Genomic DNA, 16769 nt, shown 5'->3' on the forward strand with positions numbered 1-16769 from the left:
GAACTGCCCGTTCACGGCAAAATCCCCGCGCGACCAACCAAAACAGCGATGAAGCGGCTCACGTTCACAACGGAGCCACGCCGATGGCGCCGAGGCAATCGAACGAACTATTCTTGCGGGAGATTTTGGATGCGTTTCCTGACTTGGTTCGCTTTCTTGATGACCCTTCCGGCCAGCGCCTACGCCGAAACAACGGTCATTACTGGCGCTCAGGTGTGGAATGGGGAGCATTTCGAAGTGCGCACCTTGGCTGTTCGCGATGGTCGCTTTGTGCGAGCTCCCCGAAATCTTGCCACGGTCGAGAAACTTGATCTGTCAGGGCGTTACATTGTCCCGGCTTACGCCAATTCCCACTGCCACGTGACAAGCGCTGACCGGACTTCGAGTGATGGGTTTCTGAGGAATGGGGTTTTTTACGTTTGGAACCCGAATACCATCGTGCTTTCGAGCAAGGACAAGGCCTTTTTCGGCACGGCGACAACTTATGACCTCAAGATAGCGCAAGGCGGGATAACCGAACCGCGTGGCCATCCCGAGCCGCTCTATACCGACATTCTGGCGCAATTCGTCTACAAAGGCCGCCAAAAACAATGGTTCATCGGAAATGCCTTTCACTACGGCCGCACGATGGCCGAGATACGTACAGTGCTTGATACGTTGAAATCGCAGGGCGCTGATTTTGTAAAAGCATATCTGCTTCATTCTGAAGATTACGCGATGCGCGCGAACGATCCCAAATTTGAGGGTGCGCGTGGGCTGAACCCAGAAAACATGCCGTTTCTTGTATCGGAAGCACGCCGCCGAGGCATGAAAGTTGCTGTTCATGTGGAAACCGCTGCGGACTTGGTAACTGCCGCCCAATCAGGAGCAGCAGTAGCGGCACATCTACCGGGCTATGGCGGGAGTGGCACCGAGGCAATGCAATTGTCAGCCGAACAGGCGCGCATTGTCGCCGAAAGCGGTATCAGGCTTACCCCGACTTACGGTCTGGCTACAGGCCTTGTCGATGACAAGGCGAGTTTGGCTGAACAAAAGGCGACAGCGGACGCAACCGCCAAGCGTCAGCTTGAGAATATGCTGTTACTGAAAAATGCTGGCGCGCCTTTCCTTATGGGTACGGATGGACTTGGCCCCGTATTTGACGAGGCGGAGCGATGGGTAGCCATTGGAGGCATGACTGCGCCTGAAGCTGCACGCGTCGTTTTCGAAACTGGCGCGTGGCTTTTCCCCGAGCGGCGCATCGGCTGCTTTCAGCCAGGCTGCGAAGCAGACTTTCTGGTACTATCGTCCGATCCAACACTTGATATCCGCAAACTCCGGGCAATTGAAAAACGGTACAAGGCAGGAAAATTGCTGAATCTACCGGATCCTCCCAAGGACGACGGCCTTCCATGATACACGAAACCGGAAGTTGCGAGTGGCAAGACAGTCCGACTGCCACAGATGTCGATTTCACAGCCAAATGGCCGATTTCGGGGCTGCGCATTCCTGCCGCTCATGCCCGCTCTTGGGTGGTTTGCGGAGCTAGACCAATGGCAGATTGTAAGAGATGAAATTGGTCTCACGAACCCAGCCCGTACCCTCATAAAGCGATTGCGCCGCGCCGTTGTCATGGGCAGTGGAAAGCGTAAGCCGAACCGCTCCGACAGCCTTGCCATAGTCGGCTGCCGCAGCCAACAATGCCTTTCCAACGCCCTTGCCGCGCGCTTCTGGAGCCACGTACAAATCATTCAAGATGAAGGTCCGAGCAGCTCTGCCGGATGAAAAACTTGGAAAGAGCTGCGTAAATCCGATGGCTTGACCTTCGAAAGAGGCAATGAAGATGATGGACTGGAGGTGCCGGAGCCGGTCCAGAAGGAAAGACCGGGCCAAGTCTTCATCGGACGGTTGTCCGTAGAAAGTACGGTAGCGGTCGAACAAGAGCACGAGCTCGTCGAGATCGGCAATGGTTCCCTGACGTATTTGCACTGTAAACTCCTCAGGTTTCCGCTCATTCGCGATATCAGAGAATGACCGCAATGGGGTCGCTTGCAGAACGGCAGGTATTTCCCAACAAAGCTCAAAACCAGCCGCCCCTCCGCTGGGCTTGGAGCCCGTCCAAGGCCCTGCTATCTGGCAAGCGTGAGGGGGATTGGGCGTACCAAGAGCGGCACGCTGATCGTCCGTCAGCCCTGCCCGGCAATCACCCCATACAGGTCATGCTCGTCCGCATCCTCTACAGCCACATCGACGAACGATCCCGGCTCCAGCCCCTCCGGCACGTCGCGCAAATACACATGGCCGTCGATCTCGGGCGCGTCGGCCTGCGAGCGGCCGGTGGCACCGACCGAGCCGTCTTCCTCGTCGGGCTCGCCGACCTCGTCGATGATCACCGGCAGCGTCCGGCCGACCTTGGCGGCGAGCTTGGCGGCGCTGATCGCGGCGGTCTTTTCCATCAGGCGCTGGTAGCGCTCTTCCTTGATTTCCTCGGGCACGGGATCGGACAGGCTGTTGGCAGCGGCACCTTCGACCGGTTCGAAGCGGAAGCCGCCGACGCGGTCGAGCTGCGCCTCGTCGAGCCAGTCGAGCAGATACTGGAAGTCCGCCTCGGTCTCGCCGGGAAAGCCGACGACGAACGACGAGCGGATGGTGATATCGGGCGCGATCTGCCGCCACGCCTTGATCCGGTCGAGCACTTTGGCCTCGTTCGCCGGGCGCTTCATGCGCTTGAGCACCGCTGGGGCTGCATGCTGGAACGGGATGTCGAGATAGGGGGTGAGCAGCCCCTCGGCCATCAGCGGGATGACCTGATCGACATGCGGGTACGGGTAGACATAATGCAGCCGCACCCAGGGGGCCTTGCCCTCTGCGGTGCGCAATCCGCCCAGCTCGCGCGCCAGATCGGTCATGTGCGCGCGGACCTGCTGCCCCTTCCACTCGCGCGGCTCGTGCCGGGTATCGACGCCATAAGCCGAGGTGTCCTGGCTGATGACGAGCAGCTCGCGCGTTCCGGCGGCGACCAGCTTTTCCGCCTCCCGCAGCACTGCGTCGATGCGGCGGCTGGCCAGATCACCACGCAGCGACGGGATGATGCAGAATGAGCAGCGATGGTTGCAGCCTTCGGAAATCTTGAGATAGCTGTAATGGCGCGGGGTCAGCTTGATGCCGCCTTCGGGCACCAGATCGATGAACGCACCGCGCGCCGGCGGAGCGGCATCGTGCACTGCCTGCACGACGTCCTCATACTGATGCGCCCCGGTGACCGCGAGCACATCGGGGAAGCGCGCGCGAATGACGTCCGCCTCATTGCCCATGCAGCCGGTGACGATGACGCGGCCGTTCTCGGCCATCGCCTCGCCGATCGCCTCAAGGCTCTCTTCCTTGGCGCTGTCGAGAAAGCCGCAGGTGTTGACCAGAACGACATCCGCGCCCGCATAATCGCCGGACATCTGATAGCCCTCGGCGCGCAGCTTGGTGAGGATGCGTTCGGAATCGACCAGCGCCTTGGGGCAGCCAAGCGAGACCATGCCGACTTTCGGCGGGGCGGGAATAGTGATGGGGCTGGACATGATGGCCGGGCGCATAGGCGTTTTGCGCGCCTTTGTCATCGGGGAAGTCGAAACGGCGTCAGCGCGGCTCTTCGGCAAACAGAGTCCGGCCCACCGCCCAGGCTGCCAGTGCGCCTGCGAACTGGGCGGCAATGAACAGGGGAACATCGGTAGGAGCAATGCCAGCGAAGCTGTTCGACAGCGACCGCGCGACCGCAATCGCGGGGTTGGCAAAGCTGGTCGAGCTGGTGAACCAGTATCCCGCGACGATATACAAGGCGACGGCGACGGGCACATTGTCGGGGCGATGGCGCACCGCGCCCAATATGGTCAGCAACAACCCGAAGGTGGCAACAAACTCGCCCGTCCATTGGCCGATGCCGGTGCGCGCCTTGGTGGAAAGCTGCAGGATCGGCAGGTCGAACATCAGGTGCGTCAGCCAGATGCCGATGATCCCGCCTGCCAGCTGCACCACGACAAAGGCCAGCGCCTCGCGCGTCGCGATCTCTCCGCGCAGCCGCATCACCAGCGTCACCGCAGGGTTGAAATGCGCGCCGGATATGGGACCGAAAATCGTGATCAGCACATACAGGATCGCGCCGGTCGCCAGCGTATTGCCGAGCAGCGCGATGGCGACATTGCCGCCCGCCAGCGCCTCGGCCATGATCCCCGAGCCGACGACACAGGCAAACAGCAGCCCCGATCCCAAGCCTTCAGCGATCAGCCGCCGTGCCTGATGCCCCATATGTCGCCCCCTCGAATCGCCCAATCTCGGCCAGCGCACGCTGGAGCGATTGCGGATCGCCTGCAAGGTCCAGTTCCAGCATGGCCGCAATCCGCGCCTGCATCTGGACGAACGCGGTTTCGAACGCGGCACGCTGGCCGTCGCCTTCGACCGCTGCCGGATCGGCTATGCCCCAATGCGCCTTGATCGCGCGGCCCGGGAAGATCGGGCAGACCTCCCCTGCCGCATTGTCGCAAACGGTGATGACGATATCGATCGGCGGCGCACCGGGTGCGGCAAACTCATCCCAGCTTTTCGAGCTGAAATCGCCGGTGATGCCATGATCGGCCAGCACCGCCAGCGCCATCGGATGCGGCACGCCCTTGGGGAAGCTGCCCGCCGAGACCGCATGAAGGCGGCCCTGCCCCATCTGGTTGGCGAGCGCTTCTGCGAGGATCGAGCGCGCCGAATTGCCGGTGCACAGGAACAGGATGCTGGTCATGCCGACTGTCCCTCACATCGTCGGGCAGCAGGTCGTTTCCGGCGCGCTCAGCGCACCCTTGGCCACCGGGCCGGGATCGCCATAAACGGTCGCCTCGCCATCGGTGTAAAAGGCTTCCCACACGATGCCATTGGGGTCCTTGACCCAGCTCTTTTCCGAACGGGCATAGCAGCAGGTGGTCTTGCCCTCTTCCAGCACCGGCTGGTCGGCCTTGGCGAGCCCGGCATAGACCTGGGCGAGTTCGTCGGTATTTTCCGCCTGGATGCCCAGATGCTCGATGCCCTCGCTTGCGCCGCAGCCGGCCAGCGAGATCGCAAAATTGACGCGGGGATCGTCGAGCTGCCACTTGGCGTAATCGTTCTTCACCACGGTCGGCTCGGCACCGAACATCGCGGAGTAAAAGGCGATCGAGCCATCGAGATCGCGGGTCTTGGCGTGGACGTGCATGCGCTTCATCAGGTCTCTCCTTTGAAAGGGCGGATCAGCAGCCGGAGCCCCGGCAGCAGTTTTCGGTGAGAAAGCCGACCAGCGCGGCCATCGCGGCAAAGTCGGCGGAATAGATCAGCGACCGGCTCTCGCGGCGCTGCACGATCAGCCCGGCCTGCATCATCTGGTTGAGATGGAAGGACAAAGAGGATCGAGGTATGCCGAGCCGGTCTGCCAGATCGCCTGCGCTGACCCCATCGGGGCCAGCCTCAACCAGCAGCCGGAACGCGGCCAGCCGATGTTCCTGCGCCAGCGCCGCCAGCGCGGTGACGACCGCAGCGCTGTCGAGCGCGCTCGCGGGCGGCGCGAATGGCGGGCTCGGCGCACAGGAGGCAAAGGTCGATTCCATATTTCCAATATTATGGAAATGACCGACAGAGTCAAGTCATCGCGCGGTAAACGCTTTGTGAACCATTTTGCCGCAATTTCGCCTTGATGGCCCTCCGATCCGCACCCTTGCCCGTTCTGGCGATGGCCGCCGCGTTGCTGCTTGCAGCACCCCTGGCGAATGCGCAGGAGCCGCTGCTGCAATGCGTGCCCTATGCCCGGCAGCTGAGCGGCATCCAGATCTTTGGCGACGCGCAGAGCTGGTGGCAGCAGGCCGAGGGCCGGTACGAGCGCGGCAAGCGCCCGGCGGTGGGCGCGGTGCTGGCGTTCAAGCCCTATCGATCGATGCAGCTTGGCCATGTCGCGACGGTGAGCCAAGTGCTCGATTCGCGCCGCGTGCTGCTCGATCATGCCAACTGGTCACCGATTGACGGGCGCAAGGGGCAGATCGAGCGCAATGTGCTGGCCGAGGACGTGTCGGGTGCGAATGACTGGAGCGAGGTGCGCGTCTGGTACGCGCCGATCGGCGCCCTGGGCAACACGCGCTATCCAGCGCACGGCTTCATCTATCCCGAGGGCCGGACGCCGGGCCGCCTGCAGACGCCGCCGGTCCAGGTTGCATCGAACGACCGCGACCCGGCCAGTTTGAGCCGCGAAGAGCGCAAGGCGCAGCGCCAGGCGGAAAAGGACGCCAAGCGCAGGCTCAGGGATATCGAGAAGCAGCGCCGCGAATATGCGCAATATATCAAGCGGCAGGACCAGGCCCGGCGCAGTTCCGCCCAGCCATCACCGCCGGCTGCCCCACGGCTGGAAACCGACCCGATCGGCGACCTGATCGCGTCGACGGGCGGCTAGCCGCGGATCAGGTCCTGGCGATCGGCGCGTCGTCGCCCAGATCCTTGTACCAGGCTTCCACCGGTCCGCTCAGCTTCAGGGTGAGCGGCTGCCCCTTGCGGTCCATGGTCTTGCCCGCCTGGACGCGGATCCAGCCTTCGGAAATCGAATATTCCTCGACATTGTTCTTTTCGACGCCCTTGAAGCGGATGCCGATGCCGCGACCCAGCAGGTCGGCATCGAAATACGGGCTGCGCGGGCTGATCGCCAGACGATCCGGCGGCACGTCCGCAGCGCCGGTGCTGGCGGCGGTCGGGGTCTGTTCGGGCGTTTCCGGGGTGTCGGTCATGATGGGGTCCGTTCTGGCAAATTCGTGCCGCGCCCATAGCCAGCCCTAGCGGACATCGCAATAGACCTGCCGGATGATGCCCTGATCGAGCAGCGTCTGAAACAACCGCGCCGCCCGGCCGGGGCTGGACAAATCGGTCACCTCGCCCCGGTCATCGACCGCGGCACTGGCCACGACCAGCCGCAATATGGCGAGCGGATCGGTGGTCAAGACGCGCCCGCGGCGCGGCGTCGAGGCGGCGTTGACACCGACCACACGCCCCCGCTCGTCAAAGGTCGGCCCGCCGCTGATGCCGCTCAAGGCTCCGTCGAAATCGGGCAGCCGCTCGCCCTCCGCCCAGGCCAGGATCGGCTCGCTCTGGCCGCCAGGGCCACCGCGCGTGGCATAGGTAGCGCCCAGGAAGCGCGAGACCACCACCGCCGGATTGCCCGCCGGAAAACCCATGTGATAGCCAAGGCTCCCCTCTTCGGGCAGTTCTTCGGTCAGGGCGAGCGCATATTCGGGCAGCGGACCCTGGCGGATCACCGACGCGTCCGCTTCGCTGCTCTCGATGACATCGGATATCGCATCGATGCCATCATCGGCGACCAGCCCGATCCGGTCACAGCCATGCGTCACGTGCTGCGCCGTCAGCCAGGTGCCGTCGCTGTCGACCGCAAAGGCCGTGCCCTGACTGTCCTGTTGCGGTCCCGGATCGGCGATGACGAAGCTTTCGCCGATATCGGGCAGCGGCCTGCGCGGGTTGCGCGGGTCGAACTGCTCGACGCTCAGCGGCGCATCGGCCCATTGCTCGTCTTCACCGCCGAACCAGACCATCAGCAGCACCGCGCCCAGGATCCAGGGCAGACATCCGCGCCGGTTGGAGGCCTTGGCCTTGCTCATGCGTATGCCGGCGGACCGGAACCTTCTTCAGCCTTGTGCATAATTGCGACGCTACTGCCGATCACGACAGAATCAAGCGCGCAACGGAAAATCCGCGATACAAGTGTTGTCTAACGCTACCCAAGTTCAACTCGTCGCACTTTCCTGAATATGTGCCTGCCTGCCGATTAATCCTGCATTCATGGCCGCATCATCCCAACATGATTGTGTGACATAATCGCAACTCATGCTCATCAATGTTGATTATGTTGGAACCCTGATGCCGGTCTGTAGGTTTGGCATGCGTCTGAATATCAAAAATCAAGGACGCGAAAACATGAAAACCCCCATCAAATTCTCGGCCGTTTCGGCCATTGCCATCGCCATGCTGGCCACGCCCGCCTTCGCCCAGACGGTGAAGGAAGACACCGATTTCGACGGCGTCTATGTCGGCGGTCATTTCGGCTATTCGGCGCAGTCCAGCCCGCGCGGTGAAGGCGTGACCTTCGACACCAATGTCGATGGCGATTTCAACGACACCGTCCGCACCGCTGCTGGCGCGAATGCCTTTGCACCCGGCTTCTGCCGCGGCTCGGCGCGTACCGCCATTGCAGGCGATGGCTGCCGCCAGGACCAGAACGACATCGAATACGGCATCCGGATCGGTGCGGACAAGCGCTATGGCAATTTCGTGATCGGTGCGCTGGTCGAAGGCAGCCGTTCGGAAGCCAAGGATTCGGTGACCGCATTCAGCTCGACCCCGGCCAATTATGTCTTCACTCGTGAGCTCGATTATGCCGTGTCGGCACGTGCCCGCGCTGGCTACACCCCGGGCGGCGGCATCCTGTTCTACGGCACCGGCGGTGCCAGCTATGGCCGCATCGACAACAGCTTCCGCACCACCAATGGTGCCAATGCCTTCACGCCGCGCAACGGCAAGGATTGGTCGTGGGGCTGGCAGGCCGGTGGTGGTGTCGAAGCCAAGATCGCTCCCAACATGAGCATCGGCCTCGAATATCTCTACAACACCTATACCAATGACGATTATGTCGTGAACGTCGGCCCGGGCACCGCGACAGCGACCAACCCGTTCCTGCTGCGTGCCGGCCAGACCGACATGCGCCGCAGCGACCCGAACTTCGAATTCCACTCGATCCGCGTGACCACGGCGTTCCGCTTCTGATCGATCGGATTTGACTGACGATGGCGGGGCTGCACAAGCGGCTCCGCCATTCGTTTATCCGGCCACGGCCGCCGCATTCAGGCAGGCCAGCGCGACCTTGGTCATCGCCAGGAAAATCGCGGCGGCCAGCTGATCCTCCTCGATCCGCTTCGACAGATTGCCGATCGCAAGGTCGACCGCGCGAAAGGCGATGAGCTGCAGGATCAGGGTGACACTGCCCCAGATCAGCACGTCCCAGACGTTCACCGAAGCGGCGAGGCAGAAGGCCAGTGGCAGCGCCAGCCCCAGCGCTGCGCCGCCCAGCGACACCGCCGCGGACACATTGCCCTGACGGATCAGCGCAAATTCCTTGTGCGGCGTGATCCACATGTACAGCGCCAGCGCCAGCGCCCAGGCCACGGTGGCGGAGCCCAGATGCAGCATGAAGATGGGAAGCCCGGCAAACAGGCTCTGGATTACGGGCGCAGGATCGGTCATGGCCCGACTGTTGACCGGAAAGGCCTGAGCGATCAAGCCCGATCCGCACCCCATTTCCAGCCAGGCTATCTCCATGCGTGTCACCATCCTCATCCCCGATCAGGGCGATCTCACCCGTTATGACGACTGGCAGGACCAGGCGGTGGTGATCGAGCCGCTGCTGGCCGCGCATGGGCTTGAGGTCGAGTGGCGCGCCTGGACCGATGCTGCGCCGATCACGGCCGACCTGGTGCTGCCGTTGATGGCCTGGGGCTATCACCGCGCGCTGCCGCGCTGGCATGAACAGCTTGATCGCTGGCAAGGGGCACGCTTCCTGAACCCGCTGGAGGTGCTGCGCTGGAATACCGACAAGCGCTACCTGCTCGAACTGGAGCGCCGCGGCGTCGCGATCGTGCCCACCCGGTTTCACGATGCGCTCGATATGGCGGCGCTGGATGCAGCGCGTGCAGCGTTTGCCACCGACGACCTGGTGGTGAAGCCGCCGGTCTCTGCGGGCTCCGACCATACCTGGCTGCTCCGCGACAAGGCCGCCTGCCCGCCCGAGGCACTGGGCCGCGCGATGCTGGTGCAGCCGATGATGCCGATGATCGCCAGCGAAGGCGAATATTCGCTGTTCTGGCTGGCGGGCGATTTCGCCCATGCCATCGTCAAGCGCCCCAAAAGCGGCGATTTCCGCGTGCAGGGCCAGTTCGGTGGCCAGTCGCAGGCGGTCACGCCGCCCGCAGCGGCGCGCGATCTAGCGCTGGCGACGCTCCAGGCGATCGATGCCGAGTTGCTTTATGCGCGGATCGACATGGTCGGCGATGGCCGGGGCGGCTATGCGCTCATGGAAATCGAGCTGATCGAACCCTGGCTTTCGCTTGATCGCACTGCCGATGGCGGCAAGGCCTTTGCCGCAGCCATTGCCGCCGCCGCACGCCAGCCAGCCAGCGCCGGTTAAGGTCGGCAGGGTCACAGGAGCCGTCATGACAATCATGCTCACCCCCGCGCTGCTCCTGCTCTCTGCCCTGCAGGTCGGCCCCGCCGATGCCAATGCGCCCGCCCCGCTGCCCGCACAGGCTGCGCCAAAGACCGATGCCCCGCTGCCCGGCCCCACCGCGCCGACCTTCACCCCGCCCCTGGCGGACGAGGCGCGGTTTGATGCGTGTATGGACATGGCGACCGACGACCCGGCGAGCGGCATCGTCGCGGCGAACGAATGGCTGATCGCGGGCGGCGGCTATTTCGCGCGCCATTGTTTGGGCTTTGCCTATGCCAAGGACGGCCGCTGGGCCGCGGCTTCCGATGCGTTCGTTTCTGCCGCGCGCGATGCCGAAAAAGCCCGCGACAAGCGCGCTGCCAATCTGTGGACCCAGGCGGGCAACGCCGCGCTGGCGACCGGTGATGGCGAGAAGGCGCTGACCTATTTTGATGCCGCAATGGCACAGGGCGTGGCGCAGGGGCTGTTGCTGGGCGAACTGCATCTCGACCGCGCCCGCGCGCTGGTCGTCGCCGGCCGAACCGACGAGGCCGAGGCCGCGCTCAATGAGGCACACCAGCTGGCGCCCGAAGACCCGCTCGCCTGGCTGCTGTCCGCCACGCTCGCGCGCCGCCTGGGCAAGCTGGACCGCGCGCAGGCCGATATCGACATTGCCGCGCGCCTGGCTCCGCGCGACCCTGAAGTCGCGCTGGAGGCGGGCAATATCGCCGCGAGCGCCGGGAAATACGACATCGCCCGGCGCAACTGGACCCAGGCGATCGAGATCCGCCCCGAAGGCCCGGTCGCGCGCACCGCGCGGGGGCATCTGACGCAGCTGGACGAGGCAGCGGCGGAGACGGAGGCAAAGAAGTGAGCCTCTCCCCTTGGGAAGGGGCAGGTTCAGCTTGCTGAACCGGGGTGGGCCTGAATTAGCAGCACCACCGGCGCCACATCCCCACCCCGCCCTGCGGGCACCCCTCCCGCACGCGGGAGGGGAGACCCATCATCAGTCCAGGTAGAAATCCACGGTCGTCACGACGCGGACCTTCTTGTACGGCGTGTCGCTGACACCCCAGCCGCCGCCGCTTTCGCCATCGCGCGATTCGACCGAAAAATAGCCCTGGGTCGCGCTCTTGATGCCGCCGACATCGGTGCCGCTATCCTGGGCAAACTGCTCGGCAGAGGCGCGCGCGTCCTTGGTTGCCTCGGCCACCATCTTGGGCTTGATGTCGTTCAGCTTGGTGAAGCTGTACGCCATGCCCGAGCCTTCCTCGAGCACCACGCCGCGCTTGATCAGGTCGAACTGGCGCTTCACCGCAGCCTGGGCCTTCTTGATGTCATTGGTGCGCAGCGACATGCGCTGGCGGATGGTATAGGTGGTCGATCCGTAATTGTTGTTGAACTGCGAGACATTGGCACCGGTCGGCTGCAGCGCATCGCCATCAAAGCCCAGTTCGGTGAAAAAGCCGCGCAGCGCCTTGGTATCGGCGTCGATATCGGCCTGCGCGCTCGCCAGATCGTCGGCCTGGGCCGAATAGGCGATGGTCCAGGTGGCAAGATCCGCCGTCACGTCCTTCTCGGCAAGGCCGCGCACCGTCACCGAGCGATCCGCCTGCTTGGCGCGCAGCAACCCGTCGCCCAGCAGATAGCCGCCCGCGACCATGCCCAGCGCCAGGATCCCAGCGCCCGCCAGCAGCACATTGTCGCGCACCCAGCCGCGCTTGCCCGAACCGTCCGATCCCCCATTATCCGCCATTGCAAAGCCCTTTCAAAGCCCATCGCGCCGCCTATATTCGCAGGGCAACACCACCCTTACGGCACGCTCTGTCGATTAGCCTTTGCGCGATGAACCGTGTCTGAACTGCGATGAACCGAGACCCATCATAATGACCAAATATCTGCACACCATGATCCGCGTCACTGATCCGGACGCGACGATCCGATTTTTCGAGCTGATCGGCCTCAACGAAGTCCGCCGTTTCTCCAGCGAACAGGGCCGCTTCACGCTGATCTTCCTCGCCGCCCCCGGGCAGGAAGGCGTGGCCGAAGTAGAACTGACCCATAACTGGGACCCGGAGGAATATTCGGGCGGGCGCAATTTCGGGCACCTGGCCTATCGGGTCGAGAATGTCTACGAGACCTGCCAGCGGCTGATGGACGCCGGCGTCACCATCAACCGCCCCCCGCGCGACGGGCATATGGCGTTCGTCCGCAGCCCCGACGGCATTTCGGTCGAACTGCTGCAGGACGGCCATCTCGAGCCTGCCGAACCCTGGGCGTCGATGCCCAATACCGGGGTCTGGTAAGCCGCTGGCGAATGGCGGCAAACCGGATTATGCTGCGCCCCATCGGGGGCCGATCAAAGGATGATATCATGCGCACCATCCCCGCATTACTGGGTTTTGCCGCCATCGCCTGTGCCGCGCCTTTGCTGGCGCAGGATTCGGACCGTCCTGATATCCGTGAACGCACCTTGTCGGCGATCGAGGGGCTGGACGAGCGCGGCCAGAAGATCGCGAAGCTGTACCTGAAGGATCGGGTCGCGGGAAAGCCGGTCTCGTGCATCCCGCAGATCCGCCTGCGCCGCTCGACCGCGGCCAGTGACGAAGTGCTGCTCTATGACGATGGCTCGGTCGTTTACGTCAACACGCCCTATCTCGGCTGCCCGCGCGCCCGCGACAATACCATGATCTCGCGCACCCCGATGGGCCGCCTGTGTTCGGGCGATATCGTGCTGGTCCAGGACCTGCGCATCAACGTACCCCTGGGCAGCTGCGCGCTGAGCGAGTTCGTCCCGTTCCGCAAGGCGAAGAAGGAGGACTGACTGGCCGCTGGCCGTCGTGCACGGATAGAGCGCCTGGCCCACCCCGGCTCAGCAAGCTGAGTATGCCCCTCCCGCACGCGGCAGGCCAGAAAGATTGCGCACCCCCTCTCCCCTCCCCTTGGGGAGGGGTGGCCGAAGGCCGGGGTGGGGGCGAGCTGAAAGCCGGGGTGGGGCTATTCAAACCCCTTGAGGAACGCCGCGACATTGGCGCCGAGGGCGTCCACTGCATAGCCGCCTTCCATCACGATCACCGTGGGCAGATCGAGCGCCGCGATCGCGCGGGCGATGGGGGTATAATCCGCCGTCTGCAGCGCGAATTGCGAGATCGGATCGCCGGCGAAGGTATCCGCACCGAAAGACACGCACAGCAGGTCCGCGCCGAAATCGCGGATCGCGGCCAACCCTGAGTCCAGCGCCGCGACATAGGCGGCAAGATCGGTGCCGCGCGGAAGCGGCAGGTTGAGCGTTGCGCCCTCGCCTGCGCCTTCGCCGCGCTCATCGGCATGGCCCCAGAAGAACGGGTAATCTGTGGCAGGATCGGCATGGACCGACACGAACAGCACGTCGCCGCGATCGTAGAAAATGTCCTGCGTGCCGTTGCCGTGATGATAGTCGATATCGAGAATGGCGATGCGCTGCCGCCCCGCAGCGATGGCCGCTTCTGCAGCAACTGCGACATTGTTGATGAAGCAATAGCCGCCCAGATAATCCGCGCCGCAATGATGGCCCGGAGGACGGCACAAGGCGAAGGCCGCGCGATCCCCCGCCAGCACCGCCTCGGTTGCCGCCAGTGCCGATTGCGCGCCCCAATAGGCGCTCACCCAGGTTCCGGCGCTGATCGGGCTGGAGGCATCGAAGCTGAACTGGCCGAGATCGGCGTCGATCCGGTTGAGCTTCAGCGGACGCCGCCCCACCACCGGCCAGGCATAGCCATGCGCATCGCCATTGCGCCCAGCATCGACCCAGCGCTGATGCGCCGATTGCAGGAACTCCAGATAATTGTCGCGATGCACTCGGCGGATCGGCTCCAGCCCGAAATCGCGCGGCGCCTCAACATCGCTGAGCGCGCCCAGCACATTTTCCATCCGCCCGCGATGCTCGGCATAGGGAACATAGGCCCCGTTATGCAGCTCCATCGCGGGCGCATGGTCGTGCTGGCGTGGATCGAAGAACGCCTTCATTGCGCGAACAGCTTGCGCAGGAACACCGTCTCCACCTCGCGGCGCAGATCGTTGTTCGCCTTTTTCAGGAAGCCATGCCCTTCATCGGCATAGAGCACGTACCAGGTTTCGACGCCGTTGCCACGCAGGGCCGCGACAACCTGATCGGATTCGGACTGCGGCACGCGCGGGTCGTTCGCACCTTGCATGACCAGCATCGGCTTGGTGATCTTGCCGACATTCTTCAGCGGCGCGATGCGCTCATAGACTGCGCGCATCTTGGGGTCGCGCTCGTCGCCATATTCGGCGCGGCGGTTGTCGCGGCGATAGGCCTCGGTATTGGCCATGAAGCTGATGAAGTCGCTGATGCCATAGCGCTCGACGCCGCCCACCAGCCTGTCCGAATAGAAGGTCATGCTCGCCAGCGACATATAGCCGCCATAGGACTGGCCATAGACCGCGATCCGCTTCGCATCCATGCCCGGCTGCTTGCCCGCCCAGTCGATCAGCGCGCCGATATCCTTGACGCTGTCCTCGCGCAGCGGGCCATTGTCGAGGTTGAGATACTTGGTGCCATAACCGTCCGATCCGCGCACATTGGGCAGGATCACCACCGCACCCAGCACATCGGCAAAATATTGCGCGCCGGGGTTCCAGCTGGGCCGGGTCTGCGCCTCGGGTCCACCATGAATGTCGATGATGACCGGCAGCTTCGCATCGGGCGCGGCGTTCTTGGGCCGATAGACAAAGGCGGGCACGGTCAGCCCGTCAAAGCTCGTGAAGCGGACCAGCTGCGGTTCGACCAGCTTGGCGACGTCCAGCTCGCCGGGTTCCGACTGGGTCCAGCGGGTAATGGCCATGCTGCCCATATCCACCGCCCAGACATCGCCCGCCGTGGTCGCATTGCTCAGGCCCACAGCGAGCTGGCGCCCATCGGGCGAGAAGGACAAGGCCGTTACCACACCGCGCGGCAGTGCCGGGGACGCTGCCTGCCCGCCACCGGCGAGCGGCATCAGGATGACGCGCGAATAGCCGTCCTCGTTCAGCGTATAGGCAACCGTGGCACCGTCGGGCGAAAGGTCATAGGCCTCGACATCCCAGCCCGGTTCGCGCGAGAGGGTGGTCATCTTGCCGGTGGCGATGTCGATCCGCACCAGCCGCCGCGTATCGGTCCCCGCATTGGTGATCGCGACGATCGCCTTGCCGCCATCGATGAAGCGCGCATCCTCGAACCGCGCCTTGGCCTTGATCGAGAAATCGAGCGGGGTCACCTTGCCGCTCGCCATATCGAGCAGCATCAGCTGGTTCTCGCGGTTGGAAATGCCCTTGGCGAGCAGCACCGTCGCCTTGTCGGCGCTGATGTCCTGCGGGCCGACAGCGCCGGTGCCCTGCCAGACCACGCGGCGGCTCTTGGGGTCCGCCGGGTCGGCGGCCATGATCGCGTAATCCGCCGAGCCCTTGATCGCGCGCGACCAGACCAGCAGGCTGCCATCCTTGGCGAAGACCGGCGACTGGTTGCGCGTCACCGGCTCGGTCAGCGGCTGGGCGATGCCATCGAGATCGCGGACGAACAGCTGGAACCACTCATCGCCGCCGGTGTCGCGGGTCAGCACGAAACGCTGCTGACCCGGCACGGTCTTCGCGCCGCCCACCGGCTCGTTGAAATAGGTCAGCTGCCGCCGCGCCGCGCCGGGGGCGGGTACATGGTGCACCTGAAAGGTCGAGCCGAAGCGGGTGGTGATCAGCATGCCGCCATCGGGCAGCCAGTCCTGGAACCGCGCTTCGCGATAATTCTGGTAGCGCTGCACCGCATCGCGCACATCCTGGGGAATTTCAGGCACATTCTCCAGCCGCGCGGTGCCGACCTGGCGCGTTTCGACAGGGGCCTGCTGCGCGGCAGCGGGGACGGCCATACAAGCGGCAAGAGCCAGCAGCGACGATCGGAACAGCATGCGACACTCCTTGATTATCCAATGAATCTCTTCCCGCGCCGGGAAGGCTTTTCAAGAGCTTACGGTCAGAAAATTCCCAAGGCCAGCCCCGCGCCGAACATCGCGCCCATTTCCCGGCACGGCTCCAGCGTCGCTGCATCCGGATGCTTAGGCGCGGCAATCGCTTCGGCCGTCTGGGCATGGGTGCAGACGATCAGGCTGTCGGCGACGCGCCTGAGCCGCCAGCCGGTCGCAATCCGTTCGATCTGGCGCACCGCCCCTGCCCCGTCGGATCCCGCCGCGACCATCGCCGCATAGGGCCGCCCTTCGACAAGACCCAGCAGCGGATAATAGCAGCGGTCGAAAAACTCCTTCATCGCGCCAGACATGGTCGCGAGATTTTCCGGGCATACGAACAGATAGCCGGACGCGGCGAGCATGTCCTCGGGCTGCACCTCGTGGGCCGCGATCATCCGCACCGGGCCTTCGCCCGACGCCGCCTCCAGCGCCGCCTCGGCCATCGCCCGTGCGGTGCCGGTGCGGCTGTGCCAGATGATCAGCAGTTCGGGTGCATCGGTCATGGCGCATTGATAGCCGCCCCTCGGCTTTGATCCAGACTTTTCCCG

20 protein-coding genes are annotated in these 16769 nt (G+C 64.1%); 7 read left to right on the forward strand and 13 right to left on the reverse strand.

Features of this window, described 5'->3' with window-relative positions; translation table 11 throughout:
* Positions 1-129 precede the first annotated feature (129 nt).
* Entirely contained in the window at positions 130-1395 is a 1266-nt protein-coding gene (locus OU999_08895) for an amidohydrolase family protein (GenBank protein WAC25282.1), read from the forward strand.
* Between the two features lie 129 nt (positions 1396-1524).
* Here the strand turns inward: OU999_08895 and OU999_08900 are convergent, their stop codons facing one another.
* From OU999_08900 to OU999_08925, 6 genes are all read right to left on the reverse strand, one after another.
* Positions 1525-1968 carry a GNAT family N-acetyltransferase gene (locus OU999_08900; protein ID WAC25283.1) on the reverse strand — a complete coding sequence of 148 codons (444 nt, stop codon included), beginning with the start codon at positions 1966-1968 and terminating at the stop codon, positions 1525-1527.
* 197 nt (positions 1969-2165) lie between these two features.
* Positions 2166-3548 carry a 30S ribosomal protein S12 methylthiotransferase RimO gene (gene rimO, locus OU999_08905; protein WAC25284.1) on the reverse strand — a complete coding sequence of 461 codons (1383 nt, stop codon included), beginning with the start codon at positions 3546-3548 and terminating at the stop codon, positions 2166-2168.
* Positions 3549-3606: 58 nt separating this feature from the next.
* Positions 3607-4272, reverse strand: coding sequence for an aquaporin family protein (locus OU999_08910; GenBank protein ID WAC25285.1), 666 nt, complete (start codon positions 4270-4272; stop codon positions 3607-3609).
* Positions 4241-4753 (reverse strand): arsenate reductase ArsC, encoded by a 513-nt coding sequence (locus tag OU999_08915; GenBank protein ID WAC25286.1) that lies wholly within the window; start codon positions 4751-4753, stop codon positions 4241-4243. Before OU999_08915 ends, OU999_08910 begins: the two co-directional genes overlap by 32 nt.
* 12 nt (positions 4754-4765) lie before the next feature.
* Positions 4766-5209: a VOC family protein gene (locus OU999_08920; protein WAC25287.1), complete on the reverse strand. Its 444-nt coding sequence runs from the start codon at positions 5207-5209 to the stop codon at positions 4766-4768.
* Positions 5210-5234: 25 nt separating this feature from the next.
* Positions 5235-5588, reverse strand: a complete 354-nt coding sequence (locus OU999_08925) for a metalloregulator ArsR/SmtB family transcription factor (protein WAC25288.1) — start codon at positions 5586-5588, stop codon at positions 5235-5237.
* 122 nt (positions 5589-5710) lie between these two features.
* Between OU999_08925 and OU999_08930 the strand changes: the two genes are divergently transcribed.
* Positions 5711-6421: a CHAP domain-containing protein gene (locus tag OU999_08930; protein WAC25390.1), complete on the forward strand. Its 711-nt coding sequence runs from the start codon at positions 5711-5713 to the stop codon at positions 6419-6421.
* A gap of 7 nt (positions 6422-6428) precedes the next feature.
* On the opposite strand, the gene OU999_08935 is transcribed toward OU999_08930, so the two are convergent.
* Positions 6429-6749 (reverse strand): DUF3297 family protein, encoded by a 321-nt coding sequence (locus OU999_08935; protein ID WAC25289.1) that lies wholly within the window; start codon positions 6747-6749, stop codon positions 6429-6431.
* Positions 6750-6794: 45 nt separating this feature from the next.
* Positions 6795-7631, reverse strand: a complete 837-nt coding sequence (locus OU999_08940) for a serine protease (protein ID WAC25290.1) — start codon at positions 7629-7631, stop codon at positions 6795-6797.
* A 316-nt stretch (positions 7632-7947) separates the two neighbouring features.
* Between OU999_08940 and OU999_08945 the strand changes: the two genes are divergently transcribed.
* A complete protein-coding gene (locus tag OU999_08945; GenBank protein WAC25291.1) occupies positions 7948-8793 on the forward strand; it encodes an outer membrane beta-barrel protein in 846 nt (281 codons plus the stop codon).
* Between the two features lie 54 nt (positions 8794-8847).
* On the opposite strand, the gene OU999_08950 is transcribed toward OU999_08945, so the two are convergent.
* Positions 8848-9270 carry a DUF350 domain-containing protein gene (locus OU999_08950; protein WAC25391.1) on the reverse strand — a complete coding sequence of 141 codons (423 nt, stop codon included), beginning with the start codon at positions 9268-9270 and terminating at the stop codon, positions 8848-8850.
* A gap of 73 nt (positions 9271-9343) precedes the next feature.
* Between OU999_08950 and OU999_08955 the strand changes: the two genes are divergently transcribed.
* Both OU999_08955 and OU999_08960 read left to right on the forward strand, forming a co-directional pair.
* Positions 9344-10210 carry a hypothetical protein gene (locus OU999_08955; protein WAC25292.1) on the forward strand — a complete coding sequence of 289 codons (867 nt, stop codon included), beginning with the start codon at positions 9344-9346 and terminating at the stop codon, positions 10208-10210.
* Positions 10211-10235: 25 nt separating this feature from the next.
* On the forward strand, positions 10236-11102 hold the full coding sequence (locus OU999_08960; GenBank protein ID WAC25293.1) for a tetratricopeptide repeat protein: 867 nt from the start codon (positions 10236-10238) through the stop codon (positions 11100-11102).
* Positions 11103-11234: 132 nt separating this feature from the next.
* Here OU999_08960 and OU999_08965 read toward each other — a convergent pair whose 3' ends face one another.
* Positions 11235-11984: an SIMPL domain-containing protein gene (locus tag OU999_08965; GenBank protein ID WAC25294.1), complete on the reverse strand. Its 750-nt coding sequence runs from the start codon at positions 11982-11984 to the stop codon at positions 11235-11237.
* A 130-nt stretch (positions 11985-12114) separates the two neighbouring features.
* Between OU999_08965 and OU999_08970 the strand changes: the two genes are divergently transcribed.
* Both OU999_08970 and OU999_08975 read left to right on the forward strand, forming a co-directional pair.
* Positions 12115-12534 carry a VOC family protein gene (locus OU999_08970; protein ID WAC25295.1) on the forward strand — a complete coding sequence of 140 codons (420 nt, stop codon included), beginning with the start codon at positions 12115-12117 and terminating at the stop codon, positions 12532-12534.
* Between the two features lie 68 nt (positions 12535-12602).
* Positions 12603-13052, forward strand: coding sequence for a hypothetical protein (locus OU999_08975; GenBank protein ID WAC25296.1), 450 nt, complete (start codon positions 12603-12605; stop codon positions 13050-13052).
* A gap of 173 nt (positions 13053-13225) precedes the next feature.
* Here the strand turns inward: OU999_08975 and OU999_08980 are convergent, their stop codons facing one another.
* From OU999_08980 to OU999_08990, 3 genes are all read right to left on the reverse strand, one after another.
* Positions 13226-14233: a histone deacetylase family protein gene (locus tag OU999_08980; protein ID WAC25297.1), complete on the reverse strand. Its 1008-nt coding sequence runs from the start codon at positions 14231-14233 to the stop codon at positions 13226-13228.
* Positions 14230-16164 carry a prolyl oligopeptidase family serine peptidase gene (locus tag OU999_08985; GenBank protein ID WAC25298.1) on the reverse strand — a complete coding sequence of 645 codons (1935 nt, stop codon included), beginning with the start codon at positions 16162-16164 and terminating at the stop codon, positions 14230-14232. The genes OU999_08980 and OU999_08985 overlap by 4 nt, the downstream gene beginning before the upstream one ends.
* A gap of 65 nt (positions 16165-16229) precedes the next feature.
* Positions 16230-16724, reverse strand: a complete 495-nt coding sequence (locus OU999_08990) for an NAD(P)H-dependent oxidoreductase (GenBank protein ID WAC25299.1) — start codon at positions 16722-16724, stop codon at positions 16230-16232.
* Positions 16725-16769 lie beyond the last annotated feature (45 nt).

Origin of the sequence: Blastomonas sp. SL216, from assembly GCA_026625625.1 — a bacterium.
Lineage (GTDB): Bacteria > Pseudomonadota > Alphaproteobacteria > Sphingomonadales > Sphingomonadaceae > Blastomonas.

Coding starts and splice junctions, on each gene's coding strand:
- OU999_08960 (WAC25293.1), top strand. CDS start 10,236: ATGACAATCATGCTCACCCCCGCGCTGCTCCTGCTCTCTGCCCTGCAG.
- OU999_08920 (WAC25287.1), bottom strand. CDS start 5,209: ATGAAGCGCATGCACGTCCACGCCAAGACCCGCGATCTCGATGGCTCG.
- OU999_08935 (WAC25289.1), bottom strand. CDS start 6,749: ATGACCGACACCCCGGAAACGCCCGAACAGACCCCGACCGCCGCCAGC.
- OU999_08940 (WAC25290.1), bottom strand. CDS start 7,631: ATGAGCAAGGCCAAGGCCTCCAACCGGCGCGGATGTCTGCCCTGGATC.
- OU999_08895 (WAC25282.1), top strand. CDS start 130: ATGCGTTTCCTGACTTGGTTCGCTTTCTTGATGACCCTTCCGGCCAGC.
- OU999_08975 (WAC25296.1), top strand. CDS start 12,603: ATGCGCACCATCCCCGCATTACTGGGTTTTGCCGCCATCGCCTGTGCC.
- OU999_08970 (WAC25295.1), top strand. CDS start 12,115: ATGACCAAATATCTGCACACCATGATCCGCGTCACTGATCCGGACGCG.
- OU999_08910 (WAC25285.1), bottom strand. CDS start 4,272: ATGGGGCATCAGGCACGGCGGCTGATCGCTGAAGGCTTGGGATCGGGG.
- OU999_08990 (WAC25299.1), bottom strand. CDS start 16,724: ATGACCGATGCACCCGAACTGCTGATCATCTGGCACAGCCGCACCGGC.
- OU999_08945 (WAC25291.1), top strand. CDS start 7,948: ATGAAAACCCCCATCAAATTCTCGGCCGTTTCGGCCATTGCCATCGCC.
- OU999_08925 (WAC25288.1), bottom strand. CDS start 5,588: ATGGAATCGACCTTTGCCTCCTGTGCGCCGAGCCCGCCATTCGCGCCG.
- OU999_08980 (WAC25297.1), bottom strand. CDS start 14,233: ATGAAGGCGTTCTTCGATCCACGCCAGCACGACCATGCGCCCGCGATG.
- OU999_08965 (WAC25294.1), bottom strand. CDS start 11,984: ATGGCGGATAATGGGGGATCGGACGGTTCGGGCAAGCGCGGCTGGGTG.
- OU999_08915 (WAC25286.1), bottom strand. CDS start 4,753: ATGACCAGCATCCTGTTCCTGTGCACCGGCAATTCGGCGCGCTCGATC.
- OU999_08955 (WAC25292.1), top strand. CDS start 9,344: ATGCGTGTCACCATCCTCATCCCCGATCAGGGCGATCTCACCCGTTAT.
- OU999_08950 (WAC25391.1), bottom strand. CDS start 9,270: ATGACCGATCCTGCGCCCGTAATCCAGAGCCTGTTTGCCGGGCTTCCC.
- OU999_08930 (WAC25390.1), top strand. CDS start 5,711: ATGGCCGCCGCGTTGCTGCTTGCAGCACCCCTGGCGAATGCGCAGGAG.
- OU999_08985 (WAC25298.1), bottom strand. CDS start 16,164: ATGCTGTTCCGATCGTCGCTGCTGGCTCTTGCCGCTTGTATGGCCGTC.
- rimO (WAC25284.1), bottom strand. CDS start 3,548: ATGTCCAGCCCCATCACTATTCCCGCCCCGCCGAAAGTCGGCATGGTC.